This is a genomic window from Paenibacillus sp. FSL L8-0436 (assembly GCF_038593025.1).
In the GTDB taxonomy this organism is placed as follows: domain Bacteria; phylum Bacillota; class Bacilli; order Paenibacillales; family Paenibacillaceae; genus Paenibacillus_AQ.
In genome coordinates, this window is record NZ_CP151955.1 from 3,623,528 (window position 1) to 3,640,109 (window position 16,582).

12 protein-coding genes are annotated in these 16,582 nt (G+C 45.5%); 9 read left to right on the forward strand and 3 right to left on the reverse strand.

The genetic code is table 11. From position 1 onward, the window contains the following. Positions 1-4 precede the first annotated feature (4 nt). Positions 5-964 (forward strand): nitronate monooxygenase family protein, encoded by a 960-nt coding sequence (locus tag NSS79_RS16700; RefSeq protein ID WP_342440225.1) that lies wholly within the window; start codon positions 5-7, stop codon positions 962-964. On the opposite strand, the gene NSS79_RS16705 is transcribed toward NSS79_RS16700, so the two are convergent. Together NSS79_RS16705 and NSS79_RS16710 are read right to left on the reverse strand one after the other, a co-directional pair. Next, positions 961-2,184, reverse strand: coding sequence for an epoxide hydrolase (locus NSS79_RS16705; RefSeq protein WP_342440226.1), 1,224 nt, complete (start codon positions 2,182-2,184; stop codon positions 961-963). The genes NSS79_RS16700 and NSS79_RS16705 overlap by 4 nt on opposite strands. 48 nt (positions 2,185-2,232) lie before the next feature. Continuing rightward, positions 2,233-2,592 carry a MarR family transcriptional regulator gene (locus NSS79_RS16710; protein ID WP_342440227.1) on the reverse strand — a complete coding sequence of 120 codons (360 nt, stop codon included), beginning with the start codon at positions 2,590-2,592 and terminating at the stop codon, positions 2,233-2,235. 172 nt (positions 2,593-2,764) lie between these two features. Here NSS79_RS16710 and NSS79_RS16715 point away from each other — a divergent pair, with 172 nt between their 5' ends. Next, positions 2,765-3,250, forward strand: coding sequence for a GNAT family N-acetyltransferase (locus tag NSS79_RS16715; protein ID WP_342440228.1), 486 nt, complete (start codon positions 2,765-2,767; stop codon positions 3,248-3,250). A gap of 140 nt (positions 3,251-3,390) precedes the next feature. Here the strand turns inward: NSS79_RS16715 and NSS79_RS16720 are convergent, their stop codons facing one another. After that, positions 3,391-4,191, reverse strand: coding sequence for a CPBP family intramembrane glutamic endopeptidase (locus NSS79_RS16720; protein WP_342440229.1), 801 nt, complete (start codon positions 4,189-4,191; stop codon positions 3,391-3,393). 442 nt (positions 4,192-4,633) lie between these two features. On the opposite strand from NSS79_RS16720, the gene NSS79_RS16725 reads away from it, so the two are divergent. The 7 genes from NSS79_RS16725 (at position 4,634) to NSS79_RS16755 (ending at position 16,575) form a co-directional block, all read left to right on the forward strand. Further along, positions 4,634-5,356 (forward strand): response regulator transcription factor, encoded by a 723-nt coding sequence (locus NSS79_RS16725; RefSeq protein ID WP_342440230.1) that lies wholly within the window; start codon positions 4,634-4,636, stop codon positions 5,354-5,356. A gap of 211 nt (positions 5,357-5,567) precedes the next feature. Beyond that, complete coding sequence (locus NSS79_RS16730) at positions 5,568-11,426, forward strand: alpha-amylase (protein ID WP_342440231.1); 5,859 nt, start codon at positions 5,568-5,570, stop codon at positions 11,424-11,426. Then, positions 11,392-11,754 carry a hypothetical protein gene (locus NSS79_RS16735; RefSeq protein WP_340898346.1) on the forward strand — a complete coding sequence of 121 codons (363 nt, stop codon included), beginning with the start codon at positions 11,392-11,394 and terminating at the stop codon, positions 11,752-11,754. The genes NSS79_RS16730 and NSS79_RS16735 overlap by 35 nt, the downstream gene beginning before the upstream one ends. A gap of 536 nt (positions 11,755-12,290) precedes the next feature. After that, the gene (locus tag NSS79_RS16740) at positions 12,291-12,878 is read left to right on the forward strand and encodes a histidine phosphatase family protein (RefSeq protein WP_340898345.1); all 588 of its coding nucleotides are present in this window, start codon (positions 12,291-12,293) and stop codon (positions 12,876-12,878) included. A gap of 43 nt (positions 12,879-12,921) precedes the next feature. Next, positions 12,922-14,241, forward strand: a complete 1,320-nt coding sequence (locus tag NSS79_RS16745; RefSeq protein ID WP_340898344.1) for a maltose ABC transporter substrate-binding protein — start codon at positions 12,922-12,924, stop codon at positions 14,239-14,241. 184 nt (positions 14,242-14,425) lie between these two features. After that, positions 14,426-15,736, forward strand: a complete 1,311-nt coding sequence (locus NSS79_RS16750; RefSeq protein ID WP_342440232.1) for an ABC transporter permease subunit — start codon at positions 14,426-14,428, stop codon at positions 15,734-15,736. Continuing rightward, complete coding sequence (locus tag NSS79_RS16755) at positions 15,736-16,575, forward strand: sugar ABC transporter permease (protein WP_083675727.1); 840 nt, start codon at positions 15,736-15,738, stop codon at positions 16,573-16,575. The genes NSS79_RS16750 and NSS79_RS16755 overlap by 1 nt, the downstream gene beginning before the upstream one ends. Positions 16,576-16,582 lie beyond the last annotated feature (7 nt).

Sequence of the window (16,582 nt, forward strand, 5' to 3'; positions counted from 1 at the left end):
AACGATGAAATGGGCTACACGGGTAACTGAATTATTACAAATAAAATATCCTATTATTCAAGGGGGACTTGCCTATTTAGCCTATGCAGATCTTGCGGCTGCGGTTTCAAATGCAGGGGGATTAGGCCAAATTACCGCTATGAGTCTCCCGGATGCAGATGCCTTGCGCTCGGAAATTGAGCGTGCACACACCCTGACGAACCAGCCCTTTGGTGTCAATTTTGCTATTGGCAACCATAATATTAATTATAGGGATCGGGTCCAGACCGCTATTGATGAGCAGGTCCATGCTGTGACGATCACTGGTGGAGATCCTTCAGCGATATTAGAGATGATGCAACCCACGGCTATTAAAACACTGGTGCTCGTTTCCTCACGAAGACAAGCTCAAAAGGCGGAACAGCTAGGCGCATCTGCGGTGATTGTTGTCGGGCAGGAAGGCGGCGGGCACTTAGGGCGTGATGATGTTGGAACCCTGGTGCTTGTCCCGCAAGTGGTTGATGCTGTTCAAATTCCCGTCGTTGCTTCAGGTGGAATTGGGGATGGCCGGGGCTGGATGGCTGCCCATGCCCTTGGTGCTGAAGGTATTGAAATGGGGACACGCTTTATCGCCACTCAGGAATGTGTGGACGCCTCCGCCTCTTACAAAAAAGCCTTGATTGAGAGTTCGGAGGCGGATACAACAGTGATCAAACGTTCCATCCATTCACCGGCCAGGGTATTGCGAAGTGCCTACACGGAGAAAATTCTCGAAATCGAGCGCGTAACCCCCACATATGAAGCATTAAAAGAATATATTAGCGGTGAAGCCAACAAACGCTGGATTTATGAGGATTGTGAAGAAGAGGGGTTTGGTTGGGCAGGTCAAGTGACCGGCATGATCCATGATATCCCAACCGTCGCCGAATTGATCAATAGAATGGTCCAAGAGGCGGAGAAGGTTCGCGGAAGATGGGGAAGTTAGCGTTCACGGAAAGTCCGGCGCAAGTCCTCGGTCCATTTGTCCGGGATTTCCCAGGGGATAAAATGTCCACCTTCTGCATGGGCTGTGATATTGACATGGTTATACCAGGGAGCGCGATCGCTGTCCAGGAAGTTCTGTACGCGGTTTTCGGTTGTGATCCCTGGCGGATTTTCGTAGCCCACGAAGCTAATACCGGTTGGTGCCTCAATGACAGGCCAGCGATCATGAGCAGGTGTCCACGGATAGCGGTTGGCGTTGGCGTAGACGCGTATTGAGGTTTCGATGGCGTTGTTAACCCAATAGATTGTTGCGTGTGTAAGGATGTCGTCCTTGGAAAAAACATTCTCGACGTTGCCTTTATTATCACTCCATCTTGCCCAGCGTTCCAAGATCCATGCGAGCATGCCTGCGGGCGAATCGCTTAGTCCAAAGGCGAGGGTGGAGGGATCAAGGACATGTACGGCGAGATGTGAGGCGAAACGGCGATCCAGATTTAGAATCCCCTTCCTGATGTCTTCAGGGATATCGCCGGGTATAGGGCGGCCTCCTGCGTAATCCCAAGCGCGCTCCCCGTTGAAGAAGTTAAGTTTCAGCGCTGACCCAATGTGTATCGCATAGAGCTCATCTGGATACTTATGTCCCAGTTGACCCGTCACGAGAGCGCCTACATCACATCCTCCTGCAGCGTATTTAGTATAGCCGAGGATATCTGTCATGAGTGTATGCCAGAGATCGGCAATTTTCCAAAAGTTCATATCCGGGTTGTCCGGCAGTGGCGCCGAAAATCCGAAACCGGGAAGTGAGGGGACAATTACGTCAAAGGCTTCGGCTGGATCGCCTCCGAAGGCGCCAGGATCCGCAAGCTGATCAATAACCTTGGACCAGTGCCAGAATGTCCAGGGCCAGCCATGAGACAAAATTAAGGGTGTAGGGTTTGGTCCTACGCCTGGTTTACGCATAAAGTGCACAGAAACTCCCTCAATGTCTACTTGATAATGTTCATAGACGTTGATCGCTTTCTCGGCTTTGCGCCAGTCAAACTCGTGAATCCAGTAATCAACGAGTCCCTCAAGATAGTTCCGGTTTACCCCGTAAAACCAGTCATCGTTACCGGCGTCTAAAGGCCATCTCATAGACTTCAGACGAGTTTGAAGATCAGCAAGCAATTCATCCGAAACGTGGATCGGAGTCGGTTCAAGCGCAAATGGAGCCTTTGTCATTACAGTACCTCCCTGTACGTATGAAATATTATTCCCCGCAAGAGACTGCTAATCGTTCCCCAGTTCGGCCAGATGCTGCAATGCGGGTATTGCGCATGCAATAGCCTGTTGTTCCTCCAGGCTGAGTCCTTGGGTGAACTTTGAGAGCTGTGCCATGCGGTCCAAGCGACGTGAATCGATCACATTTGCGCCAAGTCCGGTTATGTGCACTTGAACGACCCGGCCATCATTCGGATCCGGGCGGCGCTCAACGAGTCCGTCCCGTTCAAGCCGGGTTACGAGCTGTGTGATTGCCGACTGCGTAACCTGCTCAGAGGCTGTCAGCTCAGTCAGCCGCATGGGGCTTTTGCGCGACAAGGTGTGCAGGACAGATAATGTTGTGAAGCTTAGCTTTTCAATGGACGGCAACCGAATCAGGATCCTCGTCAAATTTTCGAGCACCAGGGTTAAATCGGCGACATTAAGGTCAGTAGGATGGTTTTTAGGTTTCATGATGAAATTATATCACTAATTAATATAAGTTACTAATGTAAATATGGATGAATTAGCTTCCTAATATCCACTATTGAGGTGAAGATCCATGAAGCAACCAGAGATAAGAAAAGCCGCCGTCAAAGATGGCATAACCATATCAAAGATTATTACTGAATCATTTAAAAGACGAACCGAATTACTTCTGGTATCAGATACAGAATATCCCAATCATGTTGCGTTCGAAACAGAAAGGATGGCAATAACCAGAATTAACAATTCAACAGTTAAAATTTTATTTGTAAATGATGAACCAATAGGGACCATAGGCACCCGGCAGGAAAAAGAGATTGGAATGATTGATAGATTGGCTATCCTCCCATCCTACAGAGGTGAAAATTACGGAAGGTTATTATTAGAGCATTCAGAAAATGAATTATTTAACAACGATTGTACAGAAATACATATTTCCTTAGTTGCCAGCTATCAAAATTTAAGGAGGTTTTATGTTGAACACGGGTATACCTGTATAAGTTCAACAACTCTATCAGGCTTGCCCTGTGACGTGCTTTTATTATGTAAATATAATAGATGAGTTGAGCTGAGAATGGACCATGGTGCATTACCGGGAAGAGAAGAAGGCCGATACAGGTTAACGCGACGTCAAAGTCAAGGGCGGAACCGGGATTTGGCTTGTTTAAAAAGCTATTCAACTTGTATTCTTTTGAATGCCTCTTACGTCATTCGCCCGGTTCTATGGTTGTTCAGCATAACGGTTCCAATGGAAACCAGAACAACTGCAGCATTGGCGGCAATCGTTCCCGCCCAAGTCATAGTCATCGTGCCCAAGAGCGGAGACGCCGCATTGAACAACGTGTGGAAGAATACGCTCATAAACACCCAGCCTTTGCCGGATATCCGATAGAGGGCACCGTGGAAAAAGCGAAACGCAAAGAGTTGCACGGTAAACATCCAGAAATTAGTCAGTCCCTCTCCGTGATTCGTCCCCGGAATGAAAAAAAGCGGGATATGCCATAAAGCCCAAATGAATCCAAAGGCAAGAGAAGAGATCAGATAGCCATATTTTTTGTCGAGCCCCGGTTGCAGGATGTACATCCAGCCCGCTTCCTCCAAGCCACCGATAATGAGATTACCCGGCAGGGAAAAGAAGATCATATAGAAGGGGAGCGCCAATTTCGTCTGGCCTGTAACGGCAAGATGGATCAAAAAATACAGGGCAAGCCCTGCAACAACGAACAGATAGAGAGAAATGTTGTTTTTGACGTAAAAAACTGTCTTCAACCATTCCTTAAAACCGGTTATTTTCTTGTTTCTCTTCAGAACAATATAACAAGCAATAGGGGGTGACAAAATATAAAGGGCAAACGGAATATTCATTGCAAATTGCGGCAATGTGTTCACCCAATTGTGAACCCGATAACCGAACGGCCCAAGAGCAATCAAAATGCCTGACACTAGATAGGTTATGCTAAAGGTCAGTAGGGTAAATTGGACTAAGATTTTTTTGTCTGTCAAAATATCTTCACCTCAGGTTTAGTATATATTATTTTCCGGCGATTGCCGATTTTCGGGTAATTCAAACGGAGAGAAGCGTTTTTCCCTCCAACTATAAGCTGCACATAAAATGGAAAGATTCAAATCTTCCGATAACTAATACCAGTTTCCTGAGTTTTTTGGGCTCTTGATTTAGAACTTTTCACTGTCCAGAATCTTGATTGTGGTCTATATAGTTGCGATATACCACAGCATATGATATTTTTGTATGAAAATAACAGGACTTTGTACACGCTCTAAAGTTCCCCTAGTAATGTTAATATCTACAAGAGGTTAAGATTGTTTTTAACTATTGTTTACATTAGGGATAGGCCAGCAAACGACCACCCTGGAAATGAAGTTAGGCTGTTTCTCTAACATTATTAAGAAAGCGCTTACACATCTTATGAAAGGAGAAAAATGAATGCGGGAAAAAATCATAATCATTGATGATGATACTGAAACTCGCAAAATATTGGTTCAATCCTTACTAGAGCATGGATATGAAGCTGTTGGATATCCTCACAGCGGACAAGCATTGGTAAGCTTCATTCATTCTCACGATCCTGATTTAATTATTCTTGACCTGTCAATGCCAGGGGCGGGCGGCTTGAACTTATGCACGGAATTGCGCAAATTCAGCGACAAACCAGTCCTTTTTACAAGTCATCATACCGAAGATTATCTTAGGATTGAAGCCTTGAACCGGGGGGCAGATGAGTTTATTGCCGAACCCTCCAGCTTTGAAGTATTGCTCGCCCGGATCAGAGCACACCTCCGCAGGTATAAACGGGCTTTTCCTGTTAATCAACGTCATTTAATAGTTTATCCAGGCCTGCAGATCGATCCTACTACCCACTCAGTAATGGTATATGGCAAGGAAGTCTCTTTATCCTCTAAAGAATTCCGACTCCTTGTTGTTCTGGCAAAGAACCCGAATCGCGTATTCCACCCCGAAACCTTATATGATCTTATTTGGAAAGACATTAAGCATGGGGACATAAGAACCGTTATGGTTCATATTTATAACTTGCGGCAAAAAATTGAAAAAAACCCGAGTGAACCGCTATATATTCACACTGTCAGAGGTGCCGGCTATAAATTTAACGGATCGGTTTCACTATTGATGGATTCCATGGATGCGTAGTATTAAAACACCGCTTATCGAATAATCGAAGACCTTGCTAAAAAAACTTATTTCATTACTTTAACTAGACTTTAACCTATGTTGGTAAGATGGACTTGGATGCAAACGATTGCAGTCCGCAAAAACCAGCTTTTTAGCAGTTTATACCTTGCTGGTTTACGGATCACGTACTCGTTTTCATACCAAAGGATACAGGAGGAGAAAAAAGCTAATGGTGAAAAAGAGTTGCAAAGTTTTCCTAAGCATGCTGCTGCTCTGCTCAATGCTGTGGAGCGTTGCAGTATTGCCAGCGGGCCAAGCAACAGCGGCCACAGTGACCCCGACAGCACCGTCCACAGCAGCGTCTGCAACAACCAGCAGCGCACCGGTTAATAACACGATGATGCAGTTTTTCGAATGGAATACACCTAAGGATGGTGGACATTGGAATCATCTTGCTGCCGAAGCAGCTAATCTGAGCGATGTGGGGATCACGGCAATCTGGATACCGCCTGCTTATAAAGGCCATGTGGGAACCGACGATGTTGGTTATGGTGTTTACGATTTCTACGATCTGGGTGAATTCAACCAGAAAGGTACCGTACGTACCAAATATGGTACGAAAGATGAACTGAAATCGGCGATTAGCTCGCTTCACAACAACAAGGTTCAAGTCTACGGCGATATCGTTGTCAACCATATGTTGGGCGGCGATCAAAGCGAGAACATTAAAGTGACGCAAGTACAGGGCAACAACCGCAACCAGACGATTGGCGAGTTCAATACAACCGTTTGGACAAAATACAATTTTGATGGCCGCAACAATGCCTATTCCAATTTCAAATGGAATTGGACGCACTTTGACGGTTCAGGTGACTACGATAAAATTTACCGCTTTCCAGGCAAAGCATGGGATTGGGAAGTTAGCACCGAGAACGGTAACTATGACTACCTGATGGGTACCGACATTGACTTTGACAACACTGCAGTTGCAGATGAAATAAAAAAATGGGGCGTATGGTATGTCAACGAAATGGGTCTGGATGGTTACAGACTAGATGCTGTTAAACATATCAAATACGGCTTCATGAAGGAGTTTGTAGAAAATGCCCGTGCCAAAACAGGCAAAGAGTTGTTCACTGTCGGTGAATTTATCGGTGGTACAGCTGAATTGAACTCCTACCTGGGCAAAGTGAATCAAAGCATGTCCTTATTTGATTTCCCGCTCCGCAACAACTTTGCGACAGCTTCCAGTTCCAACGGAGGTTATAGCATGCGCAACCTGGCCAGCGGAACATTGACGGGAACAAATTCGGGTAAATCCGTTACTTTCATTGAAAATCATGATACGCAGCCTGACCGTTCAGATGCTCATGGCGCACAGGTTCTTGATTGGTTTAAACCGCTAGCTTATGCGTACACTCTGACACGACAGGAAGGTTATCCTTCAGTATTCTATGGTGACTACTATGGAACCAGAAGCAGCAACACTGCTGGTCCTGGAACAGGAAAAATTAAATCGCTGAAGAGCAAGCTTGATCCGCTTCTGAAAGCACGCAAGGATTACGCTTACGGTAAACAAAATGACTATCTTGATAGTGATGACATGATCGGCTGGACTCGTGAAGGTTTGGCTTCCAAACCAAACTCGGGCTTGGCAACAGTCATGACAGACCGTGCCGGCGGATCGAAAACGATGTATGTGGGAACAAGCCATGCCGGTGAACAATGGAAAGATATCACAGGCAACTTCTCTGATAAAGTAACTATCGGCTCCAGCGGTAATGGTACATTCAAGGTTAAAGACGGTTCTGTATCGGTATGGGTACCAGATGTGGCAACTCCAACGGATCAAGCCCCTACAGTACCAACAAATGTACAAGGAACAGCAGTAGGCACTACATCTGTAAATCTGAGTTGGACAGCATCTACTGACGACAAGGGAGTTGCCAAATACGAGGTTTATCGTGACAGCGCTCTCATTGGTGAATCCACCGGCAGTACTTACAACGATTCAACAGTAGCAGCCAACAAGACCTACTCCTATACGGTCAAGGCTGTAGATACAATCGGACAGAAATCAGGCTTCAGCATTGCGGCTACTGTTACCGTCGGCGGCGGAGGAACGCAAGATCAGCTTCCAACTGCGCCAACGAATGTGAAGGGAACAGCAGTAGGCACAACATCTGTCAACCTGACATGGAGTCCTTCCACGGATGACAAGGGCGTTGTGAAATATGAGATTTACCGTGACGGTACGCTGAAAGGCGAAGCCACGGGAACAGCATATTCAGACAACACTATAGCGAATGACAAAACCTACTCCTATACAGTCAGAGCTGTAGATACGATTGGGCAGAAATCAGCATACAGTGTCCCTGCTGTCGTGAAAATCGGCAACGGTGGACAGCAGCAAGAAGTAAACCCATTCAGTTGGGATAATGCAAACGTTTACTTCGTCATGACAGACCGTTTCAATAACGGTAATACTAGCAATGACGGCGCTTATGGCAGACCTAAGACTGATGCATGGGGCTCGAATGTGGGTACATTCCACGGTGGAGATATTAAAGGTTTGACCAAGAAACTGGAGGAAGGCTACTTCACAGATCTGGGTACAAATGCGATTTGGATTACAGCTCCTTGGGAACAAATGCACGGCTGGGTAGGCGGTAAAGATGGTGACTTTGCTCACTATGGCTACCATGGCTACTATGGACTTGACTTTACTGAAATGGACAAGAGCATGGGTACCATTGACGAAATGCGCGAGTTCGTTGACCTCGCTCACACCAAGGGAATTCGCGTTGTCCTGGACGTGGTTATAAACCATGTCGCTTATCCGACACTTGTGGATATGGCGGAATACGGATACGGTGACCGCGGCGGACTCGCCAGCAGCTGGATTCCGGACAAAGGCCAAGGCCAGAACTGGCACACGCACAATAACATTATGAATACGAATAATTCCAGTGCATGGGCTTCCTGGTGGGGAAGTAGCTGGATTCGTGCCAACAATATTGCAGGTTACGATCAATGCGGTGGCAACGATCAGACGCTGTGTGTAGGGTTCCTGCCTGATATCAAGACCGAATCCACTAGTGGCACCGGTCTGCCACCGGTAATGAAGACGAAGTTCAACAAAGAAACAAGCGGTTACGACAACTGGATCGTTCCGGCTGCCAAGCAGTACCGCAAAGATTTGAACGCCGCTCCTAAGGATTACATGATTAAATGGCTGTCCTCATGGGTCGAAGAGTTCGGAATTGATGGTTTCCGTATCGATACTGCGAAGCATGTTCAAGCCGATAGATGGAAAGAACTCAAAACAAGCGCAAGCAGTTCCCTTGCGAAATGGAGGCAGAACAACCCAACGAAACCGGGAGCAGATTGGACAGATAACTTCTGGATGACCGGGGAAGTGTGGGGTCATGGCCTCGGAAGAACCGGCACTTATTTCGATAACGGGTTTGATTCCTTAATCAACTTCTCCTTCCAAAGCGCAAATATGAGCGACCTGGAAGGGCTATTCTCCCGGTATGCAAGTGAATTAAACGGAGATCTGCCTAACTACAATATGCTCAGCTACCTTTCTTCCCACGATAAAGGGTTGTACAACCGTGGAAACCTGATTCAAGCAGGTACCGCGCTGCTCCTTCTTCCGGGCGGAGTGCAAACATTCTATGGAGATGAGACGGCAAGACCGTTCGGGGCTACCGGCTCTGACCCGGATCAGGGTTCGCGTTCATCCATGAACTGGAGCGGCATTAACCAAGGAGTTCTATCACACTGGCAGAAGATTGGGCAATTTAGAAACAATCACATTGCAGTAGGTGCAGGAACTCATAAGAAAATTGCAGACAGTCCTTATACGTTCTCACGCACCTATGAGAAGGATGATGTTCTGGATAAAGTAGTCGTGGCTACAGGAGCTTCCGGAACTGTGGATGTGAATGTATCCGGCATCTTCCCGGATGGCACTAAGGTACGCGATACTTACACGCAGAACGAAGTAGTTGTAAGCGGAGGTAAGGCCAAATTTACCGCTGGAACCAATGGTGTTATTCTGATTGAAAATGTTGGCGTAAACAAAAAGTTCCCGGTTCTGACGGCTTCACCAGCAGGCGGTAAATTCAAAACCGAAACTACCTCTGTAACGCTTTCGATCAAGAATGCAGACAGTGGCAAGTACACGCTGGATGGCAGTGATCCGGTTAACGGAACTGCATTTACCAATGGAACAACAATCACAATTGGCGCAGATATGGCCATTAATGACACGAAAACACTGAAGATGTACGCCATGAATGAAAATGGCGAAGGTACGGCGTCGCACGATTTTACTAAGGGTGATCCTAACGCCAAGCTGGAAGTTTACCTCAAGAAACCGGCTGGATGGGGAACACCTTCCATTTACTTCTACGACACAGCACCTAAGGACAATGACCCAACCTGGGCTACAGCTCCAGCTATGATAAGCGCTGGCGGAGACTGGTATGTCTACAGCTTCGACAAAGCTGAACAAGCTACAATTATCTTTAAAGACAGCACAGGCAAACAAGTGCCTGCTCAGAACCAAGCTGGATTCACCAGAACAGCAACAGGCTGGTATGACGGAAACGCTTGGTCTGATACAGATCCACGTGTCGTGACTAAACCGACGGCACCGTCGAACCTGGTTAGTTCTGTAAAGACAGACAAGACAGTAACATTGACTTGGAATGCGTCCACTGACAGCTCCGGAATTGCCGGATACGACGTATACCGCAACAATGTAAAGGTTGGATCGGCTACAGCAGTAACTTATAAGGACACAGGCTTGACTGCAGAAACAACGTATACCTATAAAGTTATTGCCAGAAGCCAATCCGGCGGAACCTCCGATCCAAGTAACGAGCTCAGCGTTAAGACTAACCCGCCTGAACAAGGCACAGACAACACCGTTACGGTTTACTACAAAAAGGGATACGCAACTCCCTACATTCACTACCGCGCTGAAGGTGGCAACTGGACAGCCAGTCCTGGTGTGAAGATGGAGGATTCTGTAATTCCGGGATATGCTGTGCACACGATTGACCTGGGAACCTCATCGGCAACACGAGCAGAGGTAGCATTCAACAATGGCAGCGGTCAATGGGACAGCAACAATCAAAAGAACTATTTCTTCAATATAGGCGACAATACCTATGACACAGGTAAAGTGACCGCTGGTAAACCGGAAGGTCCAAAGCCAGGAAATAAGGTTACCGTCTACTACAAAGAGGGCTGGACAAATGTAAACATTCATTATCGCGCCGAGGGTGGTACCTGGACATCCGTTCCAGGTGTGAAGATGGAGAATGATTCGTTGAACCCCGGCTACAAAAAAATAACTGTTGATATTGGAACCGCTAGCCGTCTGGAAGCTTGTTTCAATAACGGAAGCAATGTTTGGGACACCAACAATCAGAAGAACTACTTCTTCAACGCAGGCGACAATATTTACATTCCTGGCAACAATAATGCTGCAGGACAAGTGAAGCTTGGGGAGAAACCGGTGGGAGTAGATACGATTGCTCCTTCAGTTCCAGCTAACCTGGCTGGCAATCTCAGCAGTGGAACTCCTAAGACGATCACCTTGACTTGGGGTGCCTCTACTGACAATGTTGGCGTAGCAGATTATCAAATTACCCGTAAGGCTGGTACAAGCACGGAGACATTTACGGTGAATGCAACAACTTTTATCGACAGCACGGTAACGGAAGGTACGACTTACAAGTACCAAGTCCGTGCTCGAGATGCTGCAAATAATTTCTCCGCTGCCAGCAACGAAGTAACCGTTGAAACTTCAGCCGGAACCGATACAGAGGCGCCAAGCGTTCCAGCCAGTCTTATATCGACCGGTAAGACAACTTCAACGGTGAGTCTGTCCTGGGCAGCTTCAACAGATAATGTGGCTGTAGCAGGTTACGACATCTATCGTGGTACAGTAAAAGCAGGAACATCAACAACACCTGCATTCACGGACACCGGTTTGGCTGAAGAAACATCGTATACCTACACCATAAAAGCTTTCGATGCTGCAAATAACTTCTCAGCAGCAATTTGCTAAAGGCAAAGGTTATACATCCCTGTGGGGCGTGAAAGATGCTGATGATGTTAATGATCCAAGCAAGCTTGTAAACCTCATGGCACTTGGCCACGATCCAAATCGTGACACGCTCTATGAAGCGAAAATTCCTCTCAGCGCACTCGGGAATCCGGATATTGAAAATGCAGGTATCGGCGTAATGCTGCACCAAGGCGAGTACTCGCCAATGGACACCCTTCCAAATGATTCAGGGACTTCGAACACGCCAGGGGTTTCGGATTCCAACTCTCCTAAAGAGTGGGGCGACATCGATTTATTGACTGCACCATTCGCACGTATCGGCAGATAATAGCGGAAGGCTATTATTGAATTACAAATTCCCCGCAACAACACAAAGAGGTCGGCCAGTTTTCTGGCTGACCTCTTTTCAATGAACCACCATCAATGAACAACAAAAACATATAGCATTCTTTTGCACATTGATATTTCCATCCGTATAAGTAGTTTCAGTAATGGAAAATCATTGGAATTCTAATAATATGTGAATCATAATGATTTGTTATCATGAAACAAATGATGAATAACAATGAAATAAACAAAGTTATTTTAGTATATATTTCACTAAAAGCATTACTATATTCTGAGTTCATGTCGATAATAAGGTCAATATAGGCGGAAATTTATAATATTTTGCTGAATTAAGGTAAAAACACTTCACAAATCTTAATATCTATGATTAAATGACTATGAAACGATAGTAAATATTTATGAAACGTATTTCACTATGATTGCATCACGGTGATAAGCGTTCATAGCTTTTATAATACGGAAAGGGGGTGAATACAACTATTGCATCTGTATGTCATTCGACATGGACAGTCGACAATGAATATCGGGAAAGGGGGAGGTGCGGATTGTGAGCTGTCCGCTATAGGTTATTGGCAAGCCGAACAAATCCCATCCTTCTTCCGAAACATTAAAGTTAGGGTCATTTATTGTAGTCCACTTCGAAGAGCGATTTTATCAGCATTGCCTCTTGCGCGGTTCTGTAATTTGCCGGTAATTCTTGTTCCTGAAATGTCAGAGATGTTCCTGGAGCCTTGGACGTATTATCGGGATTACGAGTGGCAGAGTTGCGCTCAAATTGAAAGCGGTTACCAAAATGTGCGATTCATACATACACATGATGAAAGCAAGCGATGGTGGCCGGTATGGCCGGAAGTACCGAGCTCAGTTAGAGTAAGAGTTCAGTCCTTCTACGATGCTCATATTGCTCCGGAACTCGGGACGGATGAACATATTGTCGTATTTGGGCACGGGCAGTCCACAGCGGACTTGAAACAAATCGCTAACCCTGGCGACCTCATCCCTGTCTACAATGCGGGAATTGTACAGTTCGTTATGAATGCTGCTGGTAAATGCGAGTCTGCCGTAGTCCATACAGAACATCTTGGGGTTCATGTGTCTGATTAAAACTGCAACAACAAACACAATAGATTGAAAGGGGTTTCACACAATGGAATTCAAAAAGGCAACATTACTGTTGACAGCACTTATTACAGCTTTTTCTGTTAGTGCATGTTCATCTAATAAAGACAATACGCCGACGTCAAGCGCAAGTCCTGCTGCTGCAAACAATACTCAAGGAGCTGCAGAAAACGTAGGGGAAGAGGGGCTTGCTCCTGAAGCCGGCGCGAAGTTAGTAGTCTGGGAAGCTAAAGATGAGAAACCTTTCCTTGATGCGATTGCAAAAGAGTTTACAGCTAAATACAATATCCCGGTTGAATTCCAGGAAGTACCGTCAACGGAGCAACGTAAAAAATTGAAAACTGACGGCCCTGCAGGACTGGGCGCTGACGTTCTGGTTATGCCTCATAATACGCTTGGTGATGCAGTCGCTTCCGGGATCGTCCTTCCTAACGATTTCTACTCAGAAGATACAGTGGCTAATTATCCTGAAAAATTAGTTGATGCCGTATCACTGGACGGTATGATCTATGGTTACCCTCGTAACGTAGAAACGTACCTATTGTACTACAATAAGAGCCTCGTGAAAGAGGAAGATCTCGCATCATGGGACAACATTATCAAATTTGCCAAGGGCTATAATGACGTAGCGAATAACAAGTTCGGCTTTATGTGGCAAGTGACCGATTTCTACTATAACTATTCATGGATTGCCGGAAGCGGCGGGTATGTTTTTGGTGCTAACGGCACAGATCCAACCGATATTGGTTTGAACAATGATGGAGCTGTTGAAGGTATGAAGTTTTTCCAAAGCCTGCGTGAGGCGCTGCCGATTAAAGGTGTAGATGCTACCGCAGACGTAAAAACGAACCTGTTCCAAACCGGTAAGCTGCCAATCAATATGGATGGCGTTTCCCAATTGAGCAACTTTACAACTGAAAAACTTGGATTTGAAGTAGGAGCTGTTCCGCTTCCTCCTATGCCAAATGGTAAAGCACCGATCAGCTTCTCAGGCGTTAAAGCTTATTATGTAAGCTCTTTCAGCCAATACCCTAACGCTGCGAAACTCTTCATTCATTTTGCCACTACTGAAGCTGCTGCGAAGAAAAACTTTGAATTGACGGGTCTCATTCCTTCACGCAACGGTATGGATTCGGACCCGGCTGTTGCAAACAATGAAGTTGCAAAAGCCTTCACCGAACAAATTAAAAACTCCCAGCCAATGCCGAACATTTTGCCTGCAACTCAAATTTGGGGACCATCGACTGCTTCACTGGAATTAATTTGGGATGGTGCAGATGTGAAGGAGACTTTAGACAAGTCTGTTGCTGATATTAAGACCGGTATCGAACAACAAGGAAAGAAATAGATTTCGAAGCAGAATACAAAATTGGCAATTGTCCGCTGAATAAGTGGGTATAAGATGAACTTGAGAATGAGGCGGCGAAATGGCTGGGAAGCCCTATGTACCGGGTAATCAGCCATTTTAAAACGTAAGATTCTCAAGTTCACGTTCATTAATTGCTTCATTTAAAGGAGATGTGTCACTGAAGATGAACCAGAATAGGAAGATGGCTACAATTCTCTCCGTTCTAGCAATGGGTTTAGGGCAAATCTATAATCGCCAATACATAAAGGGAATTCTGATGCTCCTATTATATGGTTGTGGATTATATTACATTATCTTTAACCTGAAAGAAGCATTATGGGGGATCTTTACCCTTGGCGAGAATGCGCAGCACTTAGAACTTGTCGGTAAAATATATAAGATGGTTCCCGGAGATCATTCGATTTTCCTTATTGTTCAGGCCTTGATTGTCCTATTCGGACTTATTGTCTTTGTTTATATGTACATTGCGAACATTAAAGATGCATATACAACAGGGAAGTCCCGCGAACAAGGGATTACACCCCATACATTCATAGAAACGGTACATTATGTTAATCAGCATAAATTTCCACAGTTCATAATTGCTCTCCCGCTTGTATTTGTATTGTTCTTCACTGTATTGCCTCTAGTATTCTCGGTAATGATTGCTTTTACGAATTACTCTTCGCCAAAGCATCTGCCTCCAGCCAATTTGATAGACTGGATTGGCTTCGATGCCTTTAAAGAACTGTTTACGTTAAGCAAATGGGCCAAGACATTTTATGGAGTATTCACTTGGAATGTCATCTGGGCAATACTTGCAACGCTATCCACATTTTTCGGGGGCTTTGCGGTAGCGCTGCTTGTACAGAATTCGCGTACCCGCATGAAGCCTTTATGGCGCACAATCTATATCCTGCCATTTGCAATTCCGAGCTTTGTCTCCTATTTGGTTATGCGCAACATGTTTAACTCCCAGTTTGGTCCTATTAACCAGTATCTGAAGTGGTTTGGTATACAGGGCCCGTCGTGGCTCTCGGATCCAACTTGGGCCAAGGCAACGGTTCTGCTGGTTAATCTATGGCATGGTTATCCTATATCCATGCTGCTCATTATCGGGATTCTGACCACCATCTCCAAAGAGCTGTATCAGGCTGCGGATGTTGATGGAGCATCGGCATTTCAGCAGTTCAAAATGATCACCTTCCCAAGTGTCATGTTCTCGTTATCTCCGATTCTTATTGGTATGTTCGCTGGCAACGTGAACAGCTTCAGCGCTATATTCCTGTTGACTAACGGTAATCCGGCCAATAGTGAATATCAATTTGCAGGAAGCACGGACATTCTGATCACATGGTTGTATAACTTGACGATGAACCAAGGAAATTACAATTTCGCTTCCGTAATTGGAATCATTATATTTGTCATTCTGGCGACCTTGTCCATTTGGAATGTGCGCCGGACACGTTCGTTTACAGAGGAGGAGATTAACTGATGGTTAGTAAACTGAAACTCAAGAATATGTTCAGCACTGTAGTCCACCATATTCTGCTGGCAGTTATCGCCATTATAACCATCTACCCGGCAATATGGGTTGTGTTAGCCTCCTTTCGGCCAGGGACTGCGCTGTACAGTGAGCACCTGCTTCCTGATCGATTTACAATAGAGCATTACAAGGAACTGTTTAAATCTTTCCCCTTTTCACAGTGGTACGTGAACACACTGAAGATTGCTGTTGTTTCAATGATTTGCAGTACTTTTTTTGTATTGCTGACGGGCTACGCGTTTTCACGGTTCCGTTTTAAGGGGCGGAAAACCTTAATGTCGGGGTTGTTCGTTCTGAATATGTTCCCATCCTTTATGAGTATGATTGCGGTCTATATTTTGCTCCTGAACATGAACTTGCTGAATACTCACTCTGCACTGATATTTGTATATTCCGCAGGGGCAGCTATGGGATATTTGCTTGTTAAGGGTTTTTTCGACACCATTCCAAGGAGTTTGGAAGAAGCGGCAAGAATAGACGGGGCCAACCATTGGATCGTATTCTTTAAAATATTTATGCCATTATCCAAACCTTTAGTTGTGTACTTGGCTGTTACCTCGTTTGCAGCGGCATTTAACGACTTTATCTTCGCCCAAATGGTACTGCGTACCAAGGAGCAGCAAACACTCGCAGTGGGATTGTATAACATGGTAAATACTCAGTTTTCTACGCAGTTTACCATTTTTGCCGCAGGATGCGTATTGGTTGCATTGCCAATTACAATCGTATTTATGTGCTTCCAGCGCTTCTTGGTGGAGGGGCTGACTGCAGGAGCCGAAAAAGGATAACCGTTAA

Excerpts from the sequence above, each read along its gene's own strand:
- NSS79_RS16725 (WP_342440230.1), top strand. The coding sequence starts at position 4,634 with ATGCGGGAAAAAATCATAATCATTGATGATGATACTGAAACTCGCAAA.
- NSS79_RS16755 (WP_083675727.1), top strand. The coding sequence starts at position 15,736 with ATGGTTAGTAAACTGAAACTCAAGAATATGTTCAGCACTGTAGTCCAC.
- NSS79_RS16700 (WP_342440225.1), top strand. The coding sequence starts at position 5 with ATGAAATGGGCTACACGGGTAACTGAATTATTACAAATAAAATATCCT.
- NSS79_RS16730 (WP_342440231.1), top strand. The coding sequence starts at position 5,568 with ATGGTGAAAAAGAGTTGCAAAGTTTTCCTAAGCATGCTGCTGCTCTGC.
- NSS79_RS16705 (WP_342440226.1), bottom strand. The coding sequence starts at position 2,184 with ATGACAAAGGCTCCATTTGCGCTTGAACCGACTCCGATCCACGTTTCG.
- NSS79_RS16735 (WP_340898346.1), top strand. The coding sequence starts at position 11,392 with ATGCTGCAAATAACTTCTCAGCAGCAATTTGCTAAAGGCAAAGGTTAT.
- NSS79_RS16740 (WP_340898345.1), top strand. The coding sequence starts at position 12,291 with ATGAATATCGGGAAAGGGGGAGGTGCGGATTGTGAGCTGTCCGCTATA.
- NSS79_RS16745 (WP_340898344.1), top strand. The coding sequence starts at position 12,922 with ATGGAATTCAAAAAGGCAACATTACTGTTGACAGCACTTATTACAGCT.
- NSS79_RS16715 (WP_342440228.1), top strand. The coding sequence starts at position 2,765 with ATGAAGCAACCAGAGATAAGAAAAGCCGCCGTCAAAGATGGCATAACC.
- NSS79_RS16750 (WP_342440232.1), top strand. The coding sequence starts at position 14,426 with ATGAACCAGAATAGGAAGATGGCTACAATTCTCTCCGTTCTAGCAATG.